The 18,361-nt window shown below is 70.4% G+C and carries 20 protein-coding genes and 1 pseudogene; 9 read left to right on the top strand and 12 right to left on the bottom strand.

All coding sequences use genetic code 11. The features are described 5' to 3' along the window. Position 1: 1 nt before the first annotated feature. Positions 2 to 940: an RNA polymerase subunit sigma-70 gene (locus DFJ67_RS28965; protein ID WP_116070936.1), complete on the top strand. Its 939-nt coding sequence runs from the start codon at positions 2 to 4 to the stop codon at positions 938 to 940. Here the strand turns inward: DFJ67_RS28965 and DFJ67_RS28960 are convergent. From DFJ67_RS28960 to DFJ67_RS28950, 3 genes are read right to left on the bottom strand one after another with little or no spacing between them, the layout of a single operon-like run. Further along, positions 895 to 1,467 (bottom strand): DinB family protein, encoded by a 573-nt coding sequence (locus tag DFJ67_RS28960; protein ID WP_116070935.1) that lies wholly within the window; start codon positions 1,465 to 1,467, stop codon positions 895 to 897. The two genes, DFJ67_RS28965 and DFJ67_RS28960, sit on opposite strands and share 46 nt — an antisense overlap. Continuing rightward, positions 1,464 to 2,006, bottom strand: coding sequence for an NUDIX hydrolase (locus tag DFJ67_RS28955; protein WP_116070934.1), 543 nt, complete (start codon positions 2,004 to 2,006; stop codon positions 1,464 to 1,466). Before DFJ67_RS28955 ends, DFJ67_RS28960 begins: the two co-directional genes overlap by 4 nt. 49 nt (positions 2,007 to 2,055) lie before the next feature. Continuing rightward, on the bottom strand, positions 2,056 to 3,117 hold the full coding sequence (locus tag DFJ67_RS28950) for a maleylacetate reductase (RefSeq protein ID WP_116070933.1): 1,062 nt from the start codon (positions 3,115 to 3,117) through the stop codon (positions 2,056 to 2,058). A gap of 89 nt (positions 3,118 to 3,206) precedes the next feature. Here DFJ67_RS28950 and DFJ67_RS28945 point away from each other — a divergent pair, with 89 nt between their 5' ends. Further along, positions 3,207 to 4,325 (top strand): acyltransferase family protein, encoded by a 1,119-nt coding sequence (locus tag DFJ67_RS28945; RefSeq protein WP_239097491.1) that lies wholly within the window; start codon positions 3,207 to 3,209, stop codon positions 4,323 to 4,325. After that, positions 4,309 to 4,953, top strand: a complete 645-nt coding sequence (locus DFJ67_RS28940) for a M15 family metallopeptidase (RefSeq protein ID WP_116070932.1) — start codon at positions 4,309 to 4,311, stop codon at positions 4,951 to 4,953. The genes DFJ67_RS28945 and DFJ67_RS28940 overlap by 17 nt, the downstream gene beginning before the upstream one ends. A 3-nt stretch (positions 4,954 to 4,956) precedes the next feature. Here the strand turns inward: DFJ67_RS28940 and DFJ67_RS28935 are convergent, their stop codons facing one another. After that, a complete protein-coding gene (locus DFJ67_RS28935) occupies positions 4,957 to 6,465 on the bottom strand; it encodes an endonuclease/exonuclease/phosphatase family protein (RefSeq protein WP_170216036.1) in 1,509 nt (502 codons plus the stop codon). On the opposite strand from DFJ67_RS28935, the gene DFJ67_RS28930 reads away from it, so the two are divergent. Further along, positions 6,397 to 7,011, top strand: coding sequence for a dihydrofolate reductase family protein (locus DFJ67_RS28930; protein WP_116070930.1), 615 nt, complete (start codon positions 6,397 to 6,399; stop codon positions 7,009 to 7,011). The genes DFJ67_RS28935 and DFJ67_RS28930 overlap by 69 nt on opposite strands. Positions 7,012 to 7,018: 7 nt before the next feature. Here the strand turns inward: DFJ67_RS28930 and phtC are convergent, their stop codons facing one another. After that, positions 7,019 to 7,768: a 3,4-dihydroxyphthalate decarboxylase gene (gene phtC / locus DFJ67_RS28925; RefSeq protein ID WP_116070929.1), complete on the bottom strand. Its 750-nt coding sequence runs from the start codon at positions 7,766 to 7,768 to the stop codon at positions 7,019 to 7,021. 54 nt (positions 7,769 to 7,822) lie between these two features. On the opposite strand from phtC, the gene rpiB reads away from it, so the two are divergent. Further along, positions 7,823 to 8,275 (top strand): ribose 5-phosphate isomerase B, encoded by a 453-nt coding sequence (rpiB, locus tag DFJ67_RS28920; RefSeq protein WP_116070928.1) that lies wholly within the window; start codon positions 7,823 to 7,825, stop codon positions 8,273 to 8,275. 5 nt (positions 8,276 to 8,280) lie between these two features. Here rpiB and DFJ67_RS28915 read toward each other — a convergent pair whose 3' ends face one another. Then, entirely contained in the window at positions 8,281 to 9,030 is a 750-nt protein-coding gene (locus DFJ67_RS28915) for a FadR/GntR family transcriptional regulator (protein ID WP_211333970.1), read from the bottom strand. 144 nt (positions 9,031 to 9,174) lie between these two features. Here DFJ67_RS28915 and DFJ67_RS28910 point away from each other — a divergent pair, with 144 nt between their 5' ends. The 4 genes from DFJ67_RS28910 (at position 9,175) to DFJ67_RS28895 (ending at position 13,062) form a co-directional block, all read left to right on the top strand. Then, the gene (locus tag DFJ67_RS28910; protein WP_116070927.1) at positions 9,175 to 9,867 is read left to right on the top strand and encodes a 4-carboxy-4-hydroxy-2-oxoadipate aldolase/oxaloacetate decarboxylase; all 693 of its coding nucleotides are present in this window, start codon (positions 9,175 to 9,177) and stop codon (positions 9,865 to 9,867) included. Beyond that, on the top strand, positions 9,864 to 10,856 hold the full coding sequence (locus DFJ67_RS28905) for an amidohydrolase family protein (RefSeq protein WP_116070926.1): 993 nt from the start codon (positions 9,864 to 9,866) through the stop codon (positions 10,854 to 10,856). The genes DFJ67_RS28910 and DFJ67_RS28905 overlap by 4 nt, the downstream gene beginning before the upstream one ends. Positions 10,857 to 11,006: 150 nt before the next feature. Further along, a complete protein-coding gene (locus DFJ67_RS28900; protein ID WP_203784296.1) occupies positions 11,007 to 11,750 on the top strand; it encodes a FadR/GntR family transcriptional regulator in 744 nt (247 codons plus the stop codon). A 61-nt stretch (positions 11,751 to 11,811) separates the two neighbouring features. Continuing rightward, on the top strand, positions 11,812 to 13,062 hold the full coding sequence (locus DFJ67_RS28895; protein WP_116070925.1) for an NAD(P)/FAD-dependent oxidoreductase: 1,251 nt from the start codon (positions 11,812 to 11,814) through the stop codon (positions 13,060 to 13,062). Positions 13,063 to 13,069: 7 nt separating this feature from the next. Here DFJ67_RS28895 and DFJ67_RS28890 read toward each other — a convergent pair whose 3' ends face one another. The 6 genes and pseudogenes from DFJ67_RS28890 to DFJ67_RS28865 form a co-directional block, all read right to left on the bottom strand. After that, positions 13,070 to 14,059 carry a substrate-binding domain-containing protein gene (locus DFJ67_RS28890; protein WP_116070924.1) on the bottom strand — a complete coding sequence of 330 codons (990 nt, stop codon included), beginning with the start codon at positions 14,057 to 14,059 and terminating at the stop codon, positions 13,070 to 13,072. Between the two features lie 476 nt (positions 14,060 to 14,535). Further along, a pseudogene (locus DFJ67_RS44760) lies at positions 14,536 to 14,838 on the bottom strand (alpha/beta fold hydrolase); the annotation flags it as partial. Positions 14,839 to 14,915: 77 nt separating this feature from the next. Then, positions 14,916 to 15,731 (bottom strand): 3-methyl-2-oxobutanoate hydroxymethyltransferase, encoded by an 816-nt coding sequence (locus tag DFJ67_RS28880; RefSeq protein ID WP_116070922.1) that lies wholly within the window; start codon positions 15,729 to 15,731, stop codon positions 14,916 to 14,918. Next, positions 15,728 to 16,219 (bottom strand): 3-methyl-2-oxobutanoate hydroxymethyltransferase, encoded by a 492-nt coding sequence (locus tag DFJ67_RS28875; RefSeq protein ID WP_147315645.1) that lies wholly within the window; start codon positions 16,217 to 16,219, stop codon positions 15,728 to 15,730. The genes DFJ67_RS28880 and DFJ67_RS28875 overlap by 4 nt, the downstream gene beginning before the upstream one ends. 11 nt (positions 16,220 to 16,230) lie before the next feature. Beyond that, entirely contained in the window at positions 16,231 to 17,511 is a 1,281-nt protein-coding gene (locus tag DFJ67_RS28870) for an aromatic ring-hydroxylating dioxygenase subunit alpha (protein ID WP_116070920.1), read from the bottom strand. A gap of 76 nt (positions 17,512 to 17,587) precedes the next feature. After that, entirely contained in the window at positions 17,588 to 18,352 is a 765-nt protein-coding gene (locus DFJ67_RS28865) for an isochorismatase family protein (protein WP_116070919.1), read from the bottom strand. Between the last annotated feature and the right edge of the window lie 9 nt (positions 18,353 to 18,361).

Raw genomic sequence — 18,361 nt, 5'->3', positions numbered from 1 at the left:
GATGGAGGCAGGCGAGTTCGCGGCGGTGGCCGAGCCGCTCCGGCGGGAGTTGACCGCGCACTGCTACCGGATGCTCGGTTCGGCCGACGAGGCGCAAGACGTGGTGCAGGACACCTACCTGCGGGCGTGGCGCGGCTGGGGCCGGTTCGAGGGCCGCTCGTCGGTGCGGGTCTGGCTCTACCGGATCGCGACCAACGCCTGCCTCACCGCGCTGGGGCAGCGGGCCCGCCGCCCGCTGCCCTCCGGCCTCGGCGCGCCGGCCGACGACGCCGACACGCCGAGCGTGCTCGACCCCGAGGTGCCCTGGCTACAGCCGCTGCCCGACGATCCGGCCGACACGGTGGTTGGCCGGGAGACCCTGCGGCTGGCGCTGGTCGCCAGCCTGCAACTGCTGCCGCCGCGGCAGCGGGCGGTGCTGCTGCTGCGCGAGGTGCTCGAGTTCTCCGCCGCCGAGGTAGCGTCCTTGTTGGACACCTCGGTGCCGGCCGTGAAAAGCAGCCTGCAACGGGCCCGGGCGACGTTGGACGCGGCGCGCGGCGAGCCACTGTCCGATCCGGACTCGCCGCAGGCGCGGGCGCAGCTCGACGCCTACATGTCGGCGTTCGTCAACAGCGACCTGACCGCGCTGGAGGAGGCGCTGCGCAAGGACGCCACGCTCGAGGTGGTGCCGTCGCGCACCTGGTTCGCCGGCAAGGCCACCTGCGTGCCCTACCTGGCGTCGGTGCTCGGCTATCGGGGCGAGTGGGCGATGTTCCCGGTCGGCGGCAACGGCCAGCCGGCGGTGGTCGTCTACCGCGCCGGCGCGGCGTTCGGCGTGGTGCTGCTGGCGCCGACACCGACCGGGCTGGCCGGCATCGTGCTCTTCATCGGCGCCGACCACGTCGACCGCTTCGGCTATCCCCCGGTGTTGCGGCCGACCCCGGCCAGCCCGGCGCGGTAGAGGTCGCGGAGCACGCCGATCTCGCCGCCGTGGTGCATGGTCTCCCGGTTGACGTGCACGATCAGGGCCGCCATCGGGTCGGCGGCGAAGTATTCGCCGCGCTCGCCGAGCGGGCGGGCCAGGCCGTCGGCGTCGAGGGCAGCGATCGCGGTGTGCCAGCGGCCGTAGGCGTCGTCGAGGAAGGCCAGCGCGGCGGCGGCGGACGCCGGCAGGTCGGCCGGGACGTGCCGGGGGTCGAACATGCCGGCGTCGTTGTCCTCGAAGAACGTGCTCACCCGGGTGTGGAAGTTGACCGCGATGTGCGCCAGCCGCCACGCGATGGTGGTCACCGGCGGCGGCGCACCGGGTTCCGGCCAGGGGCCGTCGGCGCGGTGGCGGCCGTCGTCACCGCGCCGGACGGTCCAGCAGCCGGCGACCGGCTCCCACAGGTATTCGTCGTCGGTGAGCCCGTCGAGCCGCGGCCGGAAGTGAGTGTCCCAGTAGAACTCGAGCTGGCCGATGATCAACGGTCCCCAGTCGACCGTCATCGGGCCCAGCCTCTCACCTTGGCGCGGAAATCCAGCTCGACCTCGTCGGGCGGCAGCCAGGCGATGCCGTGCACCTCGTCGGCCTGCACCCGGGTGTGCGGGTCAGCGATCGTGGTGAACCGGTAGCGGACGTCGAAGTGGTGGTGGGCGTCTTCCGCGCGGCGCGGGTTGGCGGCGATCGCATGCACGCCGATGTCGCACGGCAGGTCGTCGGCCAGGGTGAGCAGGGCCGCCGGAATGCCGGTCTCCTCTTCGACCTCGCGCTGGGCGGCCGCGCGCAGGCTGATATCGGTGGGCTCGAGGTGGCCGCCCGGCTGGAGCCACTTGTTGAAGACGTTGTGGCGGATGTGCAGCATCCGGCCGGCCGGGTCGAGCACGACCGCGGAGGCCGTCACGTGGCCGGGAACGAAGGTCTTTCGCGAGACGATGTCGCCTTCGGTGGCCAGGGCGGCCGACAGCGGCGCCAGCCGGCCGGCCTCATCGGGATGGGCTGCCAGGTAGCTCGCGACCACCCCGGCGACGTGCGCGTGCGAAATCACCCCGGCATCGTACGAGCCGGGTCTGACACGACGCGGCACCCGCCGGCGGTCAAGCCGGGCTCACTTCCCCGCCGGGCGCCCCGCCCCGGTGCGCGGCGAGCAGGAGGCGGCGGAGCCAGTCACGCCCGATCGGGTGAGGGTTGGCCGGTGGCGCGGCCAGCACCGCGTCGATCACCTCGTCGGCCGCGCCGGCCGGCCAGCCCAGCTCGGCGAGCGATCTCGGCGCGCCGGCGCCGCGGGCCAGTTCCCAGATGCCGGCGGCCACGTCGCTCTTGCGCCGGCCCATCGCCGTCGCCGCCCGGGTCATCGCCTCCGGCGCTGCGGCCGCGTTGGCGGCGGTGACATACGGGAGCAGGACCGCGTGGGTGGCGGCGTGCGGGAGTCGGTAGGTGCCGCCGAGGATGTGGGCCAGCTTGTGGTGGAGGCCCATCGTGGTGGCGCCGAGCACCAGCCCGGCGTAGAAACCGCCGCGCAGCAGGTGCTGCCGGTTGGGCTGGCCGATCGTGGTCAGCCCCTTGGTCAGCAGGTCGATGCCGGTGGCGGCCCAGTCGTTCGTTTCGCCCGTCGCGTCGGGCGCGTAGAGGCCTTCGACGCAGTGTGCGAACGCGTTCAGGGCCGAGGTGACGGCCAAATCGGCCGGGAGCGTGGCGAACAGTTCGGGGTCGTAGATGACGGTGGCCGGGCGTACCCGGGGATCGCGTCCGGTGGTCTTGTGTCCGCCCTCGGTCAGGCCCCAGATCGGGGTGGCCTCGCTGCCGGAGAAGGTGGTCGGCACGGCCAGGATCCGCAGCCCGGTCTTCCGGGCCACGGCCTTGCCCAGCCCGGTCGCCGACCCGCCGCCGATCGTGACGATGAGATCGGCATCCACCTCGACGGCCCGTCGCACTGCCCGCTCGGCGAGGTCGGCGGGCACGTGCTGGGCTATCTCGGTCACCCTCCCGGCGAGCCGGTCGCCGAGGAGCCCGGCCACGGTGTCGCCGGGTGCGGCGGCGGAGCCCCCGGCGATCAGCAGCACCCGGGACGCGCCGAGCCGTGCCGCCTCATCGGGCACGAGCCGGAGGCCGCCGTCGCGCAGGACGACGCGCGGCCGGTCGCTGGGAAGCTCAGTCATAAGTGTGATCAGCCTCCCACAGGCGAGCTATTACCGCGCCGTGACAATTCGCGGATCGGTCGCGGACATGCGGCGGTCACCTTCTAGAGGTGCTCCTCTCCACACCGACCCCGGTGCTCGTCGACCGCACCGGCGGCCGCGCCCTCTGGCGCTCGGCCTTCGCCGTCGCCGGCCCGGCCGCCGCCCGGGTCGAGTGGGCCGACGCCGCCAAGGGCGTCTGCATCATCCTGGTCGTCTCCTGGCATGTGATCGTCAAGGACTACCTGCTGGTCGACTGGCACATCGGGCTGCCGGTGCCCGGCCTGTGGGGCACGCTCGGCGAGCAGTTCCTGCCGCTGCGGATGCCGCTGTTCTTCGCCATCTCGGGCGTCTTCGCGACCAACGCCCTGCGGCGGCCCTGGCGGCGGGTCGCCAGATTCTTCTACCTGTACACGCTCTGGCTGCTGATCCACACCGCGGCGCTCGCGGCCGCGCCGGGCTTCCCGACCGACCGGGCGACCTCGGTCCTGGGACTACTGGAACAACTCACCATCACCCCGTCGAACCTCTGGTACCTCTACGCCCTGGCGCTCTATCTCCTCATCGCCAAGGCCGTTCGGCGGCTGCCGCCGCTGGTGGTCGTCGTGCCGGCGGCGGTGCTCTCGGCGGTGGCGGCGGCCGGACTGCTCGCCACGCCGGGCAACCGCGGTGGTGTCTACCAGAACCTGGTGTTCTTCCTCGCCGGTCTCTACCTGCGGCCGCGGATCGAGCGCTTGGCGGCGACCGCGACCCGGCGACGGTTGGTGCTGACGTCGCTCGCCTACGTGCTCGGCCTGACCGCGATGGCTGCCGCCGGGGCGCAGCAATGGTTCGGCGTGTGGCCGCTGGTGTCGGTGGTGGCGGTGGTGTTCGGGGTCACCGCCGCCGCCCGGGTGGCGCGGCGACCCGCGCTCAGCGGCCCGCTGGTCCGGCTGGGCCGGATCACCCTGCCGATCTACGTGATCCACATGCCGGTGCTGGCGCTGCTGCACCGGTTGCTGGTCAGGCCGCTGTCGTCGCTCGATGGCGGCGCCCAACTGTTCGTCTCGCTCGGCTACCCGGTGGTGGTCACCGCGTTGGTGATCACCGTGTGCCTCGGAATCCATCGTGGACTGATGATGGTCGGGGCGCGGTGGCTGTTCGACCTTCCGTACAAACGATTGGAGTCATCCCGTGATCCTGCTGTCTGACCCACGCATCTCCGCGATACCACTCGGCGACGTCGGGGAGCCGCTGGTCGACCTGCGCGGGGTCGCATCGTTGCGGGTCGACGACCGGCTGGCCGACGCCGACGGCGCCTACGCGCACCTGCGCGAGGGTGCGGTCGCCCGGCTGCTGGCTGCGCAGCGTTCACTGCCGGATGGGCTGCGACTGCTGGTCGTCGAGGCCTACCGGCCGTTGCGGCTCCAGCAGGAGTATTTCTCGGGCTATCAAGACGAGCTGCGGTCGCGTTACCCGGCGTGGGACTCGGCGCGGCTGCACGTCGAGGCGAGCAAGTATGTGTCGCCGCCGTCGGTCGCGCCGCACAGCACCGGCGGGACGGTCGATCTGACGTTGGTCGACGCTGCCGGGCTCGAGGTCGACATGGGCACGGCGGTCAACGACAGCCCGGTGGCGAGCGGCAACGCCTGCTTCACCGCCGCGACGCACATCGCCCCGGCCGCGCGCCACAACCGCTACGTGCTCGGGGTGGCGCTACGGGCGGCCGGCTTCGTGAACTACCCGACGGAGTGGTGGCACTGGTCCTACGGCGACCGCTACTGGGCGTTGCAGACCCGGGCCGACCAGACCCGCTACGGCCCGGTCGACCTTCCCTGACCGCTAGCTCACGGTGAAGGGCTTCGACTCGGCGACCGAGCGGAGCCCGTCGTCGGGCAGCAGCCGCACCACATAACGGCCGGGCGGCAACGGCCAGTCACCGATGCCGTCCGCGCCGATCGTCAGCCGGCCTTCGATCTCGCTGTGCGTGTAGGCGTACACGAGGTAGGCGTCGTTCCCGTCGCCCTGCTTGAACACCGAGATCCAGTCGAGCCCCATGCCGGGCGCGTTGGCGAAGTCGACGGTGATCGGTTGTCCGGCGCGGTAGCTCTTCCGGGTCGTGCGGACCTGTGCGGGCTCGTCGCGCGGGTAGAGCCAGACCGGCGCGCCGTTCACCTCGTAGCGGCCTTTGCTCAGCGCCTTTGTCGCGAACCGCACCGTGCCGTTCCCGCGCGGGGTTTGTTGTCTGGCCACGACCCGGCCGCTGCTGTCGCGCAGGGTCACCGCGTCGGTGCCGTGGTAGGTGACGACGATCGGGTCGCCGAGGTCGACGTTGCGCTGGGCCGGCGCGGCCATCGTCGGCGGAACGGCGGGCCTGACGTCCACAGTGGAAACCACACCCCGATGATCGGTCGGGTACGGGCTGACGTCGCCCTCCCCCACCACCCGGCTCGCGACGGTGTGTCCCGGGCCGGCGCGCAGCACCCAGTCGATCCGGTCGAACACCTCGTGCGCGTCTTCCTCTGGCCCGCCGGGCGTCCAGGTGAAGCCGGGGTCCTTGACCGGGTCGGAGTGCGCTTCGCGGTAGGTGTCGACCATGCCGGCGTCGGCCAGGGCGTGGGAGGCCGGCCAGTCGACGCTGAACGGCACGTCGGCGCGTGCCTTGGCCACGGCGGGCGTCCAGTCCAGGTGCGACGGGCTGTTGAAGTCGCCGGTGAGGAACACCGGGATGCCATGCTCGGCCAGGTTCGGCAGGGGCTCGACGGCGTCCTTGGCGGCCTGTAGCCGGGTGTCGCGCTCCAGCTTGAGCACGTCGGCGCGGCTGCCGCCGTCGCGTACCAGATAAGGCCCGTAGGGATCCGACGGCAGGTGCGTGTTGGCGACCGCGACCACCCGGCCGGGCGCCACCTCGACGAAGACGTAAAGGCCGTCGCTGTTCGGCGGGTCGATGATCGGGAAGCGGGACATGACGTGCGCCCGGTCGCTGGCATACCAGCCGAGCAGGCCGGCGATCCGCGAGGTGTTCCGCTCGGGCTCCTGGATGCCGACGATGTCGGCGCCGGCGCTCTGGATGACCCGCTTGACCTGGGTGAGGGTCTCGGTGCAGGCATCGGGCTCGGCGCCCCGGCCACCACACGCCTGACCCGCATGATCGCCACGCTGCGCGGTGGCAGCGACGGGCTCCCGACGTCGACCCCAACGGCGGCCAAACCATGCCGGAACATCCCGGGTTTGACATACTGCACCGGGTCCGACCGACCATCCGACACAGGGGGCACCGCAATGGCAAAGGTCATCTCGACACTGTTCATCTCGGCCGACGGTGTGGCGGAGATCGACCCGGACTGGCACTTCCCCTACTTCGACGAAAACATGGGCCGCGCGGTCGGCGACGACTATGACACCTCTGACGTGCTGCTCATCGGCCGGGAAACCTATGACAGCTTCGCGGGCGCCTGGCCCGACCGGGAGGCCGCCGGAGGCGAAGACGCGCCGATGGCCAAGCAGCTCGGCGACGTGCGCAAGGTGGTCGTGTCGCGCCAGCCGCTGGAGTTCACCTGGCGCAACTCCGAACTGCTCGATGGCGATCTGATCGACGCCGTCACCACGCTCAAGGCCGATCCCGGAGTGCGGGGCGTCCTCATCCCCGGTTCGATCTCGGTGGTGCAGCAACTGCTCGCCGCGGGGCTGGTCGACGAGTTGCGCCTGCTCGTGCACCCGGTGGCGGCGCGCAAGGGTCGCAAGCTCTTCGACGACGGCGACTCGCCCTACCACCTGCGGGTGATCGCGACGGAGGCGTTCCCGACGGGCGTGCTCCGGGTGATCTACGCGCCGACCGCGTCGCCCGCCAAGGTCAGCTACGACGAGGTCAAGGGCCAGGTCCCCGAAGGGAAGTAGCTCCCGCTCAGTCGAGCGCCAGCCCGCGCAGGCGCAGCCGCGCGAGGTGGTGCCGCCAGATGTTCAGGTCGTTGAACGATGAGCCCAGGTCCGGCAGCTCGGCCACGTCTTCCGGCGGCAGGTCACGGGCGCGGTCGCCGAGCCGGGCCCGTTCGACACTGACCCTCGCGAGCACGTCCAGTGTCAACGCGCGCGCCACCGCCTGCTCGACCGCGTGCGGGCCGGACCCGACGGTGGCGATCCCGTGGCCCTTCATGAGACACACGGTCGACGAACCCATCGCCTCGACCAGCTCGCGACCGAGCTCCGGGCGGCGGACCAGCACGGCCCGCGGGTAGACCGGGACGCCGTCGAGGGCTAGCCGGGCCGCGGGGATGTGGTAGGCGCCGAAGACCGGGCGCAGCGGGATCTCCTCGACGCCGGCCACGAGGACCGCCGACGGATGGCAGTGCACCACGGCGTCCACGTCGGGACGGGCCCGCAGCAGCTCTGCATGGATCGGCAGTTCGTTGGGCACGGTCCAGGCAGCCGGAAGATCGCCCCGGCCGTCGAGGTCGACGGCGTGCACGTCTCGCTGGCGCGTGAACAGCAGGCCCTCCTCCTCGGGGCCACGGCATCGCACGAGCATCCGGTCGGGTCCGAGCCGGAAGCTCACGTTGCCGAGGATGTCATCCGCGAGGCCGGCGTCGGCGAGCACGCGGCAGGCGAGCGCGATGGTCCGTCGTGCGCCGCTGAGCGGCGAGGGCAGGTCCGGCACACGACCCACGATAGGGCCTGTTGGTATTAAGGTCTAACAATTATGATGCCACGCATGCGAATCGCGATCGCCGGCGATCACAACGGCCTCCTGATGAAGGCCACGCTCGTCGAGTGGCTGACCGCCGACGGACATCAGGTCGACGACCGCGGCACGCACGGCGCCGAGATCGTCGACTACCCACCGCTGTGTGCAGACGTCGCCCGGCAGGTCCTCGGCGGGCACGCCGAGCGGGGCATCGTCATCGGTGGCACGGGTGGCGGCGAGGCGATCGCCAGCAACAAGATCCGCGGCATCCGCGCCGGCCTCTGTCACTCGACGTTCCTCGCCGAGATCTCCAGTGCCCACAACAACACCAACGTGCTGGTCCTCGGCGCCAAGGTGATCGGGCCGGCGGAGGCCGTGGCGATAACCTCCACCTGGCTTTCCACGCCGTTCAAGGGCGAGCGGCACCAGCGCCGGCTGGACCAGATCGCCGCCCTCGAGCGAGGCGAGCCACTCCACTGATGGGGCTATCCGGCGCGGCGTACCCGATCGGCCGTGCGCTTCAGGTGTTTGGTCATGATCGCGATGGCCCGGTCGGCGTCGCGGGCGGCGATCGCGTCGATGAAGGCGGAGTGTTCCTGGACACCGCGTTGGCCCATCAGTGGCGCCGTCACCTTCGCCTCGGCCAACGACATCAGCAGCGGGCCATGGAACGACTGGACCAGCATCTCGATGGCCGGGTTGTGGGTGCACGCAGCAACGCGGGCATGGAAGTCGGCCGACATCGACATGTCGTATTCGCCGCGGTCGAGCGCCGCCTTGTGCACCCCGACCATCTCCCGCAACGCCGCGATGTCCTCATCGGTCGCCCGCTCCACCAACAGCGGAATAATGCCCAACTCGAAGACCTGACGGGCCTCGGTCACGTCGGCGGCGGTCAACGGCGACAGGTTGAGCAGATCCGCCAGCCCCTCCCCGATCTGCTGCGACGTCGGCGAAGTGACAAACGCGCCACCACGCGCGCCAACCCGGATGTCGACCAGACCGTTGGCCTCCAACACCCGCAACGCCTCACGCACCGTGACACGGCTCACGCCGAACCGCTCACACAGGTCACGCTCGCTGGGCAGCCGGTCGCCGGGCTTGAGCCGACCCTGCCGCAGCAGCAGCTTGATCTGGTCGACGATCACCTGCGACACCCGATTGAGCGACACCGCCTTGAACATGTCGGCGTCGTCGCCGGCCAAAACGGCGGGCGGACTCTTCGCGGCAGCCATCAGTTCTTCCCTCGGGTCGTGGATCGGACTAAACAAATGATGTCATACCACTCTACCAAACGCTCAGTGACGGAGTTATAGTTGCGAACCGCGTCTCAAAGATTAGTCCATCAGACCGGGAACGGCGCGGGAGGCGGAAGAGACATGGCGGTCGTTGTCCGGAACATCCTTCGTGCCGCCCAATCTACTGTGGATGCGCTGGCCGGGTTCGGCGTGGCCACGATCCACGAGGCGCAGGGCCGCACCGGCCTGCTCGACGTCCGGCTCCGCCCGATCTTCCCCGGCGCGCGGCTGTGTGGCACGGCGGTCACGGTGAGCGTCCCGCCCGGCGACAACTGGATGATCCATGTCGCGATGGAGCAGTGCCGCGACGGTGACGTTCTGGTGGTAGCACCGACGTCGCCGTCGGACGCCGGCTACTTCGGCGAGCTGCTCGCCACCGCGGCGGCCGCACGCGGCGTGCGCGGGCTCGTCATCGATGCCGGCTGCCGGGACGTCACCGACCTGACCACGATGGGCTTTCCCGTCTGGTCCCGCTGGGTCTCCGCGACCGGCACGGTGAAGGAGACACTGGGCGACGTCAACGTTCCCGTCGTCTGCGCGGGACAACTGGTGCGGCCGGGCGACGTGGTCGCCGCTGACGACGACGGCGTGGTGGTGGTGCCACGGGCCACCGCCGAGGCAGTGGCCGCCGCGTCCGCGGCGCGCGAGAAGAAGGAAGCCACGGCCCGCGCCCGCTATCAGGCCGGTGAGCTCAGCCTCGACGTCAACACCATGCGGGAACGGTTGGCCCGCAAGGGCCTGCGGTACGTCGACGAGGAGCCAAACGCCGAATGATCATCGACTGTCACGGGCACTACACCACCGCGCCCCCCGCCCATCAGGCATATCGGGAGTCCCTGTTCCGCGGTGATCGCCCAAGCCCGGCGCGAATCGCCGATGACGAGATCATTGAGAGCATCGAGGGTACGCAGCTCCGACTGCTACGCGAACGCGGCACCGATCTGATGATCTTCTCGCCGCAGGCCTCCGCGATGGGCCACGACGTCACCGACCAGGCCGTCGCCACCGCTTGGGCCCACGCCTGCAACGACCTGCTGCACCGCGTGGTCGAGCTCCGCCCGGACCACTTCGCGGGCGTCTGCCAGCTACCGCAGACACCGGCCGGCGGACTCGACGACGCGGTCCGGGAACTGCGCCGATGCGTCGAGGAGCTGGGGTTCGTCGGCTGCAACGTCAACCCCGATCCGTCCGGCGGGCACTGGACCGGCAAGCCGCTGACCGACCGCTTCTGGTACCCGCTCTACGAGGCGCTGGTCGAGCTCGACGTGCCGGCGATGGTGCATGTCTCGGCCTCGTGCAACGCCAACGCGCACACGCTCGGCGCCCACTATCTCAACGCCGACACCGCTGCCTTCATGCAACTCGTGCAGGGCGACCTGTTCCGCGACTTCCCGACCCTGCGCCTGGTCATCCCGCATGGCGGCGGCGCCGTGCCATACCACTGGGGACGGTTTCGCGGTCTGGCCGACCGGCTGGGCCGGCCGGCGCTCGCCGAGCACGTGATGCGCAACGTCTACTTCGACACGTGCGTCTACCACCAGGCGGGCATCGACCTGCTCTACCGGGTGATCGACGTTGACAACGTCCTGTTCGCGTCGGAGCTGCACGGCGCGGTCCGTGGCGTCGACCCGGAGACCGGCCACTACTTCGACGACACCAAGCGCTACGTCGACAACGCCGGTCTGTCCACCGCGGACCTCGCGCGCACGTTCGAAGGCAACGCCCGCCGCGTCTACCCACGGCTGGATGCCCGCCTGAGCTAGCGGACTCGCTCCTCCCGGCCACATGAGACTGAGCTCCTGACCGCCGGGAATGATCACGTGGGCGTCCCCGGACGGCTCGGCCGGGGCGCGCCGGGCCGGCCGGTCACATACCATCGATCGCGATTGTTCACTCGCCGAGGAGAGTGGAGCATGGCGGCAACGACGGAACTCGGCGCCGGCCCTGGCGACATGTTCAGCCGCGTCAACGTCGACCGGGTGTCGCGCGTGATCGTCGACCAGATCAGGTCACTGATCCGCGAAGGCAAGCTCCGCCCGGGCGACCGCCTGCCGAGCGAGCGCGAACTGTGCCAGCGCTTCGGCGTGAGCCGGGTGCCCGTGCGCCAGGCGGTGCGGGTGCTGGAGGCGAGCGGGCTGGCCACGGTGCGCGTCGGCTCCCGCGGCGGCGTCTACGTGACCTCGCCGACGCCGGAGCGACTGAGCGAGGGTCTCGCCGATCTGCTGAGCTTGCCACCGGCCACCGCGGCGGACGTGACCGAGGGCCGGATGGTCGTCGAACTCGGCATCCTGCCCTTGGTGGTCGAGCGCGCGACCGACACCGACATCGCGGACCTGGTCGCCCTTGTCGAAGCCGGCCGCAACGCGATGCGGTCCGACGCCTACACGATGGAGCACTCGGCGGAGTTCCACATCAGGGTCGCGGAGTGCACCCACAACGCCGCGATCAGCATGCTCGTGCGCAGCTTCCACGGCCCGATGCTGATGTCGTTGAAGGAGGCCAAGGTCGCGGCCCCGGTGATGGGTCGGGTCGGCGTCGACGAGCACCGGCGGTTGGTCGCGGCCATCGGGCGCCGCGACCTGACGACCATGCAGTCGATCATGCGCACGCACCTCAACCGGACCGCGCGCCGGGTGAAGCGCGCCCCATTGGGCTAGCGACCTTGCCCTGACGGCCCAAACCCAGCTAAGGTCCTACCAATAGACCTTAGGGGGTACGATGGCGCGGGGCGAAGACGTCGGCACGCTCATCATCGGAGCCAGCCAGGCCGGCCTCCAGCTCGCGACCACCCTGCGAGACCTCGGCGCGACGGGCACCGTGACCCTGCTCGGTGGTGAGTCGCGGGCCCCATACCAGCGCCCGCCGCTCTCGAAGGGCTACCTGCGGGGCACGCTCCCCGAGGACCGCCTCGCGCTGCGCACGCCGGAGTTCTACCGGACCAACGGCATCGACCTGATCAGTGGTGAATGGGTCGAGGGCATCCACCTCACCGATCCGGGCCGGGGCGCCGGCGAGGCCACCACCCGCAGTGGACGCACCCTGCGCTTCGATCGCCTCGCGCTCACCGTCGGCGGCGCCCCGCGTCGGCTCAACCTGCCGGGCCACGAGCTCGCGGGGATCCACTACCTGCGCGACGTCGACGACGCCGCCAGCCTGCGCGCCGACCTGGACGCGGCCGACCGGTTCGTCGTCGTGGGCGGCGGCTTCGTCGGCCTCGAGGCCGCCGCGGCGGCCACGGCGGCCGGCAAGGACGTCACCGTCGTCGAGACCGCGCCCCGCCTGCTGGAGCGCGCGGTCGCCCCCGTCATGTCCGACTTCGTCGCCGCGGCCCACCGTCGTCGTGGCACCACGATCCTGCTCAACTCCACCGTCAGCGGCTTTGCCGGGACGGGACGCGTCGACGCGGTCGAGTTGAGCGACGGTCGGGTGCTCCCCGCGGACGCCGTCGTCGTCGGCATCGGCCTCCTCCCCCACACCGCGCTCGCCGAGCAGCTGGGCCTCACCTGTGCGGGCGGGATCGTCGTCGACGAGTCCGCCAGGTCCAGCAACCCCACCGTCGTAGCGGCCGGGGACTGCACCGTCATCGCGCACCCCGACCACGGCTCGTTGCGGCTGGAGTCGGTCCAGAACGCGATCGCGCAGGCGAAGACGGCCGCCGCCACGCTGCTCGGCAGGGAGGCTCCCGACACCGGCACGCCGTGGTTCTGGTCCGACCAGGCCGATCTCAAGCTTCAGATGGCCGGCATCAACACCGGCTACGACGAGGTCGTCCTGCGCGGGGACCCGGCGAGCGAGCAGTTCTCCGCCCTCTACTACCGCGCCGGCCGCCTTCTCTCCATCGACGCCGTCAACGCCCCGCGCGACTACATGGCTGTCCGCAGGCTCCTCGACGGCGGCCGCAGCATTCCGGCCGAGGCAGCCGCGGACACCGCGGTGGCGCTCAAGGAATTCCTCCGCGCAACGGCCTAAGCGGCCGTCAGATGACGAAGCTCTCGAGGGTCTCCGGTGCGAACAGTTCCTCCGGGCTCAGCCGCCGCGGGGACAGGCCCTGGGCGTGGTGATAGCCGAGGAAGGTGTCGAGCACGCGTCGGTTGGCATCGAGGCCGTAGGACCAGAAGTCGTCACCGAGCAGCGCCCGGTCGGCCTCGGCGTGCTGGATCAGCCACGGCGACATGAAACGCAGCGCGGAAGCGTCGAGGAAGGCCTCGTTGGCCAGGTTCCTGGCCCGCGTGAACGCCTTCGTCAGCGACTGCGCGATCCAGCGGTGGGCCTCGTAAACGTCCCGGCGCAGCGCGACCACGTGCATGATCGGGAAGATCCGCGTCCGGGCGAAGTACTCCTTCTCCGCGGCCATCGGATCCGTGAACAGGCGCCGCACCCGGCCATCGCCGCGGTAGAACGAGGTCGGGATCCGCGGGCCGTAGAACGCGTCGATCTCGCCGGTGTGGAGCATGTCCGCGAGCGTGCGGTCCGGCGGGATGGCGGTGATGTCGAAGGCGGTGTTGATCGCGCCCTTCTCGATCCGCCCCGGGGTCTCCTGCCCGCCCGTCAGGTAGGTCACCGAGTCCACCGGCACCTCGTACTCGTCGGCGAGAATGCCGCGGATCCACACGTTGGCCGTGAGCTGGAACTCGGCGTTGCCCACCCGCTTGCCGCGCAGATCCGACGGCTGCTGGATGCCCGAGGAGTCGTTCACGAAGATGCCACCATGCCTGAACATCCGCGACGTGAAGACCGGCAGCGCCACGAACGGTCGCTCCTCGCGGCCGAGTGAGGCGGCGTACGTCGACAGCGACATCTCCGCGACGTCGAACTCGCGATGCCGCAGCATCCGGAAGAACGTCTCCTCGACCGGCAGCCTCAGGTAGGTGAGGTCGATCCCGTCCGGGCGGACCTCGCCTTCGAGCAGGGCTCGGGTGCGGTCGTAGTCGCCGCACGCGAGCGTGAGGGGAAGCCGCCGCGTCATGCGGTCTTCCTCAGGAAGTCGAGCACCCGCGCCGTGGACGCCTCCGGCGTCTGCTCGGCGACGGGAACGTCCCAGTATTCGTTGTGTGGCAGGCACTCCTGGAGGTAGCGCGCCGCCGAGCGGGTGTGGGAGGCGTCCTCGCCGGGCACGATGAGGGCCGGTATGTCGAGCAGCTGTAGGTCCTCCGGCTCCACGCCCGGCACGGTGTCGCGGTCGAACAGCAGGCGCGAGCTGCCGCTGACGATCGTGGCGTAGCGCGCGGGATCGGCGGCGGCGTACGCCGCCGCGAACGCGTCATCGCTCCGCAGCACCGCCGCCCACGGGCCGACCCGCGGGTCTTTGCTGAAGCCGGCGCCGGTCTCCCGGGCGAGGTCGACGACGGCGGTCAGGCCGTGGGTGAGGACGAAACCGAGGTGCTGGGTGAACCGCTCGTGCTGCTTGGCGCGGTAGGTGACGCCCCCCGCCGGGGAGAAGAGCACCATCGACCACACCCGTCCAGGGTGCGCGACCGCGAGCGCGGCGGCGGTCGAGCAGCCGACGCAGCCGCCCATCGTGTGGGTCTGCTCGACGCCGAGGTGGTCGAGCAGGGCGATCGCCTGGTCGACATACTTTTGCCACGAGAGTCGCTCGAGGCGACCGCCGGACTGGCCGGACTCGCGCCGGTCGAAGACGATGCAGGTGTAGTGCGGCGACAGGGCGTCGACGAAGCCGACCTGCCGGTAACGGCCGAACGACGTCCAGTTCTCGAGGCTGGCGTCGAAGCCGCCGGGGCTCAACATCAGCAACGCCGGCCCCTGACCGACCGCCTCGTAGCGGGTGTGAATGCCGTCGAGCTCGACGGTCGGCATGGTGCCTCCTACTGCTTGTCGACCGGGATGCCGCCGCGGATCTGACGGCCGGCGCGCACGTCGTCGATGCAGGCGGTCAGCGCGTCGTAGGCCACCCGCGCCACGTTGGCGTAGGTGTCGGGCTCCTCGTCGAGCCACTTGGCGGAATAGCCGATCGCGGCCGTGGCCATCCGGATCCGGCCGTCCAGCCAGGGCCCGCCACCAAAGCCGCCGAGCACAGGGATCGACACCGCCCGCACGACGGCGGGCCCGACCACCGGCCCGGAGTTGGTGAAGTTGAGCGCCACCGCGCCGGCGGACTCGAGCCGCTTCGCCTCGGAAACCAGCTCCCCCAGCATGTCGTCGGGGACCTGGACCGTGTGGGCGGCCGAGTATTCCACGCCGTATTTGAGCGCCGTCTGTGGCGTGATGCCGAACTGCGCGAACACCGGGATCCCGGCCCGCGTCACGGCCTCGACCGCCGCCGGGAAGTCGGCGGCGCCGTCGAGTTTCACCAGGTCGACGCCGGCCTCCTTGACGAGCCGGATCGCGGCCGGGACGGCCTCGCCCGCTTGGAGCGGGCCGAACGGGAAGTCGCAGCTGAGCAACGCGTCCGTGACGCCGCGGCGCACCGCCTTCGCGACGACGAGCAGCTCGTCGAAGGTGATCTCGAGCGGGTTCCGCTGCCCCCAGAGGTTGACCCCGACCGTGTCGCCGACCGACACGATGTCGGCGCCGGCCCGGTCGGCGATCCGAGCCATTTGGTAGTCCCACGCGACGATGCAGACGCTCTTCGCCCCGGACGCCTTCATCGCCTGGAGCTTCGGGACGGTCATCGTGCTCATGCCCGGGTCGCCCTCAGCAGCTCGGTGAGGTCGTCGGGCTCGGCGGGCACCAGCAGGATCCGGGCGTGCGGGCGCAACGCGACGAGCGCCTCGCTGGTGAGCTGGCCGGGCGTGACGACCAGGCCGGCCGTCATGATGCCGCGGACCTTGCAGGCGGCGCCGATGGTGGCGGCGGCCTCGGCGTTCTGACCGTTGGTCGAAACCATGACGACGGTGTTGCTGTCCTCCAGCTCCCCAGCCAGATCGACGGCGTCGCCGTCCATGGTGACCAGCTCGTGGCCCGGGTCGGTGGTCGAGTAGAACCGCGCCTGCCCCCACTCCTCCGCCGCCGCCGCGCGCACGATCGACTCGGCATCGGCGTCCAGCGCCACGACCCGCGTGTTTCGGGCCGCGGCGAGCGGATAGTCGATGCGGAACGCCGCCTCTTTCGCGGTGGTCGCGACAGCGCAGGCGCTGACGCCAGCGGGAACCGACAACTGTCTGGGCATCTTCCGCCGCCTCAAACCGTGGTCTGCGGGACACCCGGCTTGGCGATCATCGCCTCACCGATGCCCTCGACGAATGCCTGGTCGGCCGGCAGCACGATGGCGACCGAGCGGACCTTCTGGTCCTGGGGGCGGTTGCCGACCGGCTCGACACCCTCCTGGAGCGCCAACGCCGACTTGCGCAGCTTCTGGCGCGCTTTGATGATGCCGGCGTCGGTGGCGACCAGGCGCTCCTTGGTGCGGTCGACGATCGGACCCATCGACTCCTGGATCGAGGAGTCCTGAAGCGCGATGCCCCTGATGCCGGAGAAGGTCTCGCCGCGGCGCTGGGCCTCGCGGTCCATCAGGTAGTCGTTGTCCTTGTTGGCAACCGGCCGGTAGGCGGCGTCGTTCTCGCTGTGCACCCCCATGCCGGCCCGCATGGCCGCGACCTCGACGTCGGTGAGGTGGCGGGTCGGGTGGTAGTCGAAGCTGTAGGCCCAGCAGTGCTCGTCGTCGATCGGCACCCAGAAGTGGCCGTGCACGGGGTGGTCGCCGCGCGGGGGCACCATCGTGAAGTTCGGGAGAACCCACGGCGTGACCCGCCAGTAGTAGTGGTTCTCCTCAGCGTTGCGGCGCGCACCGATGAGCAGTCCGCCCTCGTAGTCGACGACCTCGAAGAAGGGCTTGAGGTCGCCCTTGTTGTATTGATTGCCCTTCGAGCCCTTGAACAGCGGGTCGCTGTCGAGGTTGCCGGAGTGCAGGAAACTCACGTGGCTGGAGTCGATGCCGCCCTCGAGCGCCTGTAGCCAGTTGCATTCCTGGAGGCGCTTGGAGGTGAACGCGTGGCCCTCGGGAACGGTGACGAACTCCCACTCGGGTAGCGGCGGTTGCTTCTCGGGGTCGCCGAGGTAGGCCCAGAGCACGTCGCCGAGCTTGACCATCGGGTAGGACTTCAGTTTCACGTTGGCACAGAAGTTGCTGGTCTCGGGCTCGCTCGGAACCTCGATGGCCTGGCCGGTGACGTCGTATTTCCAGCCGTGGTAGGGGCAGCGCAGGCCACCCTGCTCGTTGCGGGCGAACCAGAGTGAGACGCCACGGTGCGCGCAGAACTCGTCCATGAGCCCGTAGCGACCCTCGGAGTCACGGAACGCGATGAGCCGCTCGGAGAGGATCTTCGCCCGGACCGGCGGGCAGTCGTTCTCGGGGAGTTCTTCGGCCAGCAGCACCGGCTGCCAGTAGCGGCGGAACAACTCTCCCATGGGAGTGCCGGGGCCTGTCTGCGTCAGCAGTTCATTGATCTCGGTGCGCAGCATCTATTTCCTTCCAAGGACCCGTCTCGAAGCCATCAACACCCGGCCATCGCATGGATGGCATTTGCGGACTAATGGCCTAACCATCATGCCCTCGCCCATTTGGTTCGTCAACCGCCGCCGGCGTGACCTTGACAGCGGCCAGATAGTCGAGGACCTCGGCCAGGGGTACGACATCCGCGTACTTCTGATCCATGTCGAAGAGGTTGATGGCCCGCGGCGCCTCGTGCCGGTCGTAGACGCACTCCTCGACGACGATCATGTTGAGCCGGTAGGAGCACCCGTCGACGACGGTCGCACGGACGCAGCCGCTCACCGACTCGCCCGCGACGATGAGGGTGTCGATGCCCAGGTTGTTGAGCTGCATGAGCAGGGGCGTCCCGAGGAAGGCGCTCGGGGTCGTCTTGCGGAGCACCACCTCGCCGGGCAGCGGGGCGGCCTCGTCGACGATGTCGTAGCGGCGGCTGTAGCGTTCCGCCGCCGCCACCGGGTCGCCCTCGCCGAGCGTCGTGCCGCGCTTGCCGCGTCGTGACGACCATCCCGGGACGCCGGAGTCTTCCTCGCGAAGCCCGGTGATGTGGATGATCGGCACCCCGGCAGCGCGGGCGCCGGCGAAGAGCACCTTGATGTTGTCCAGCGCCGCCCAGCCGGCCAGTCCGGTCGCGCCCGGCCACTTCTTGACGGCCTCCATGAGCGGGAGCCGCTCGTCGCCGACGACACCGCGGTAGTTGTCGATCGAGATGACGGCGGCGCGATTCCCGTAGCCGTAGCGGCGCTTCGGCTTGCTCGCCGCAATATGCGCTCTGTCCTGCTCCGACAAGAACTGGTCCCACACCCGCGCCATGATCGTTCC

This window comes from Asanoa ferruginea, assembly GCF_003387075.1.
Classification (GTDB): domain Bacteria; phylum Actinomycetota; class Actinomycetes; order Mycobacteriales; family Micromonosporaceae; genus Asanoa; species Asanoa ferruginea.
Note: the sequence above shows the minus strand (reverse complement) of the source record. Positions and strands in the feature narration are given on the sequence as shown.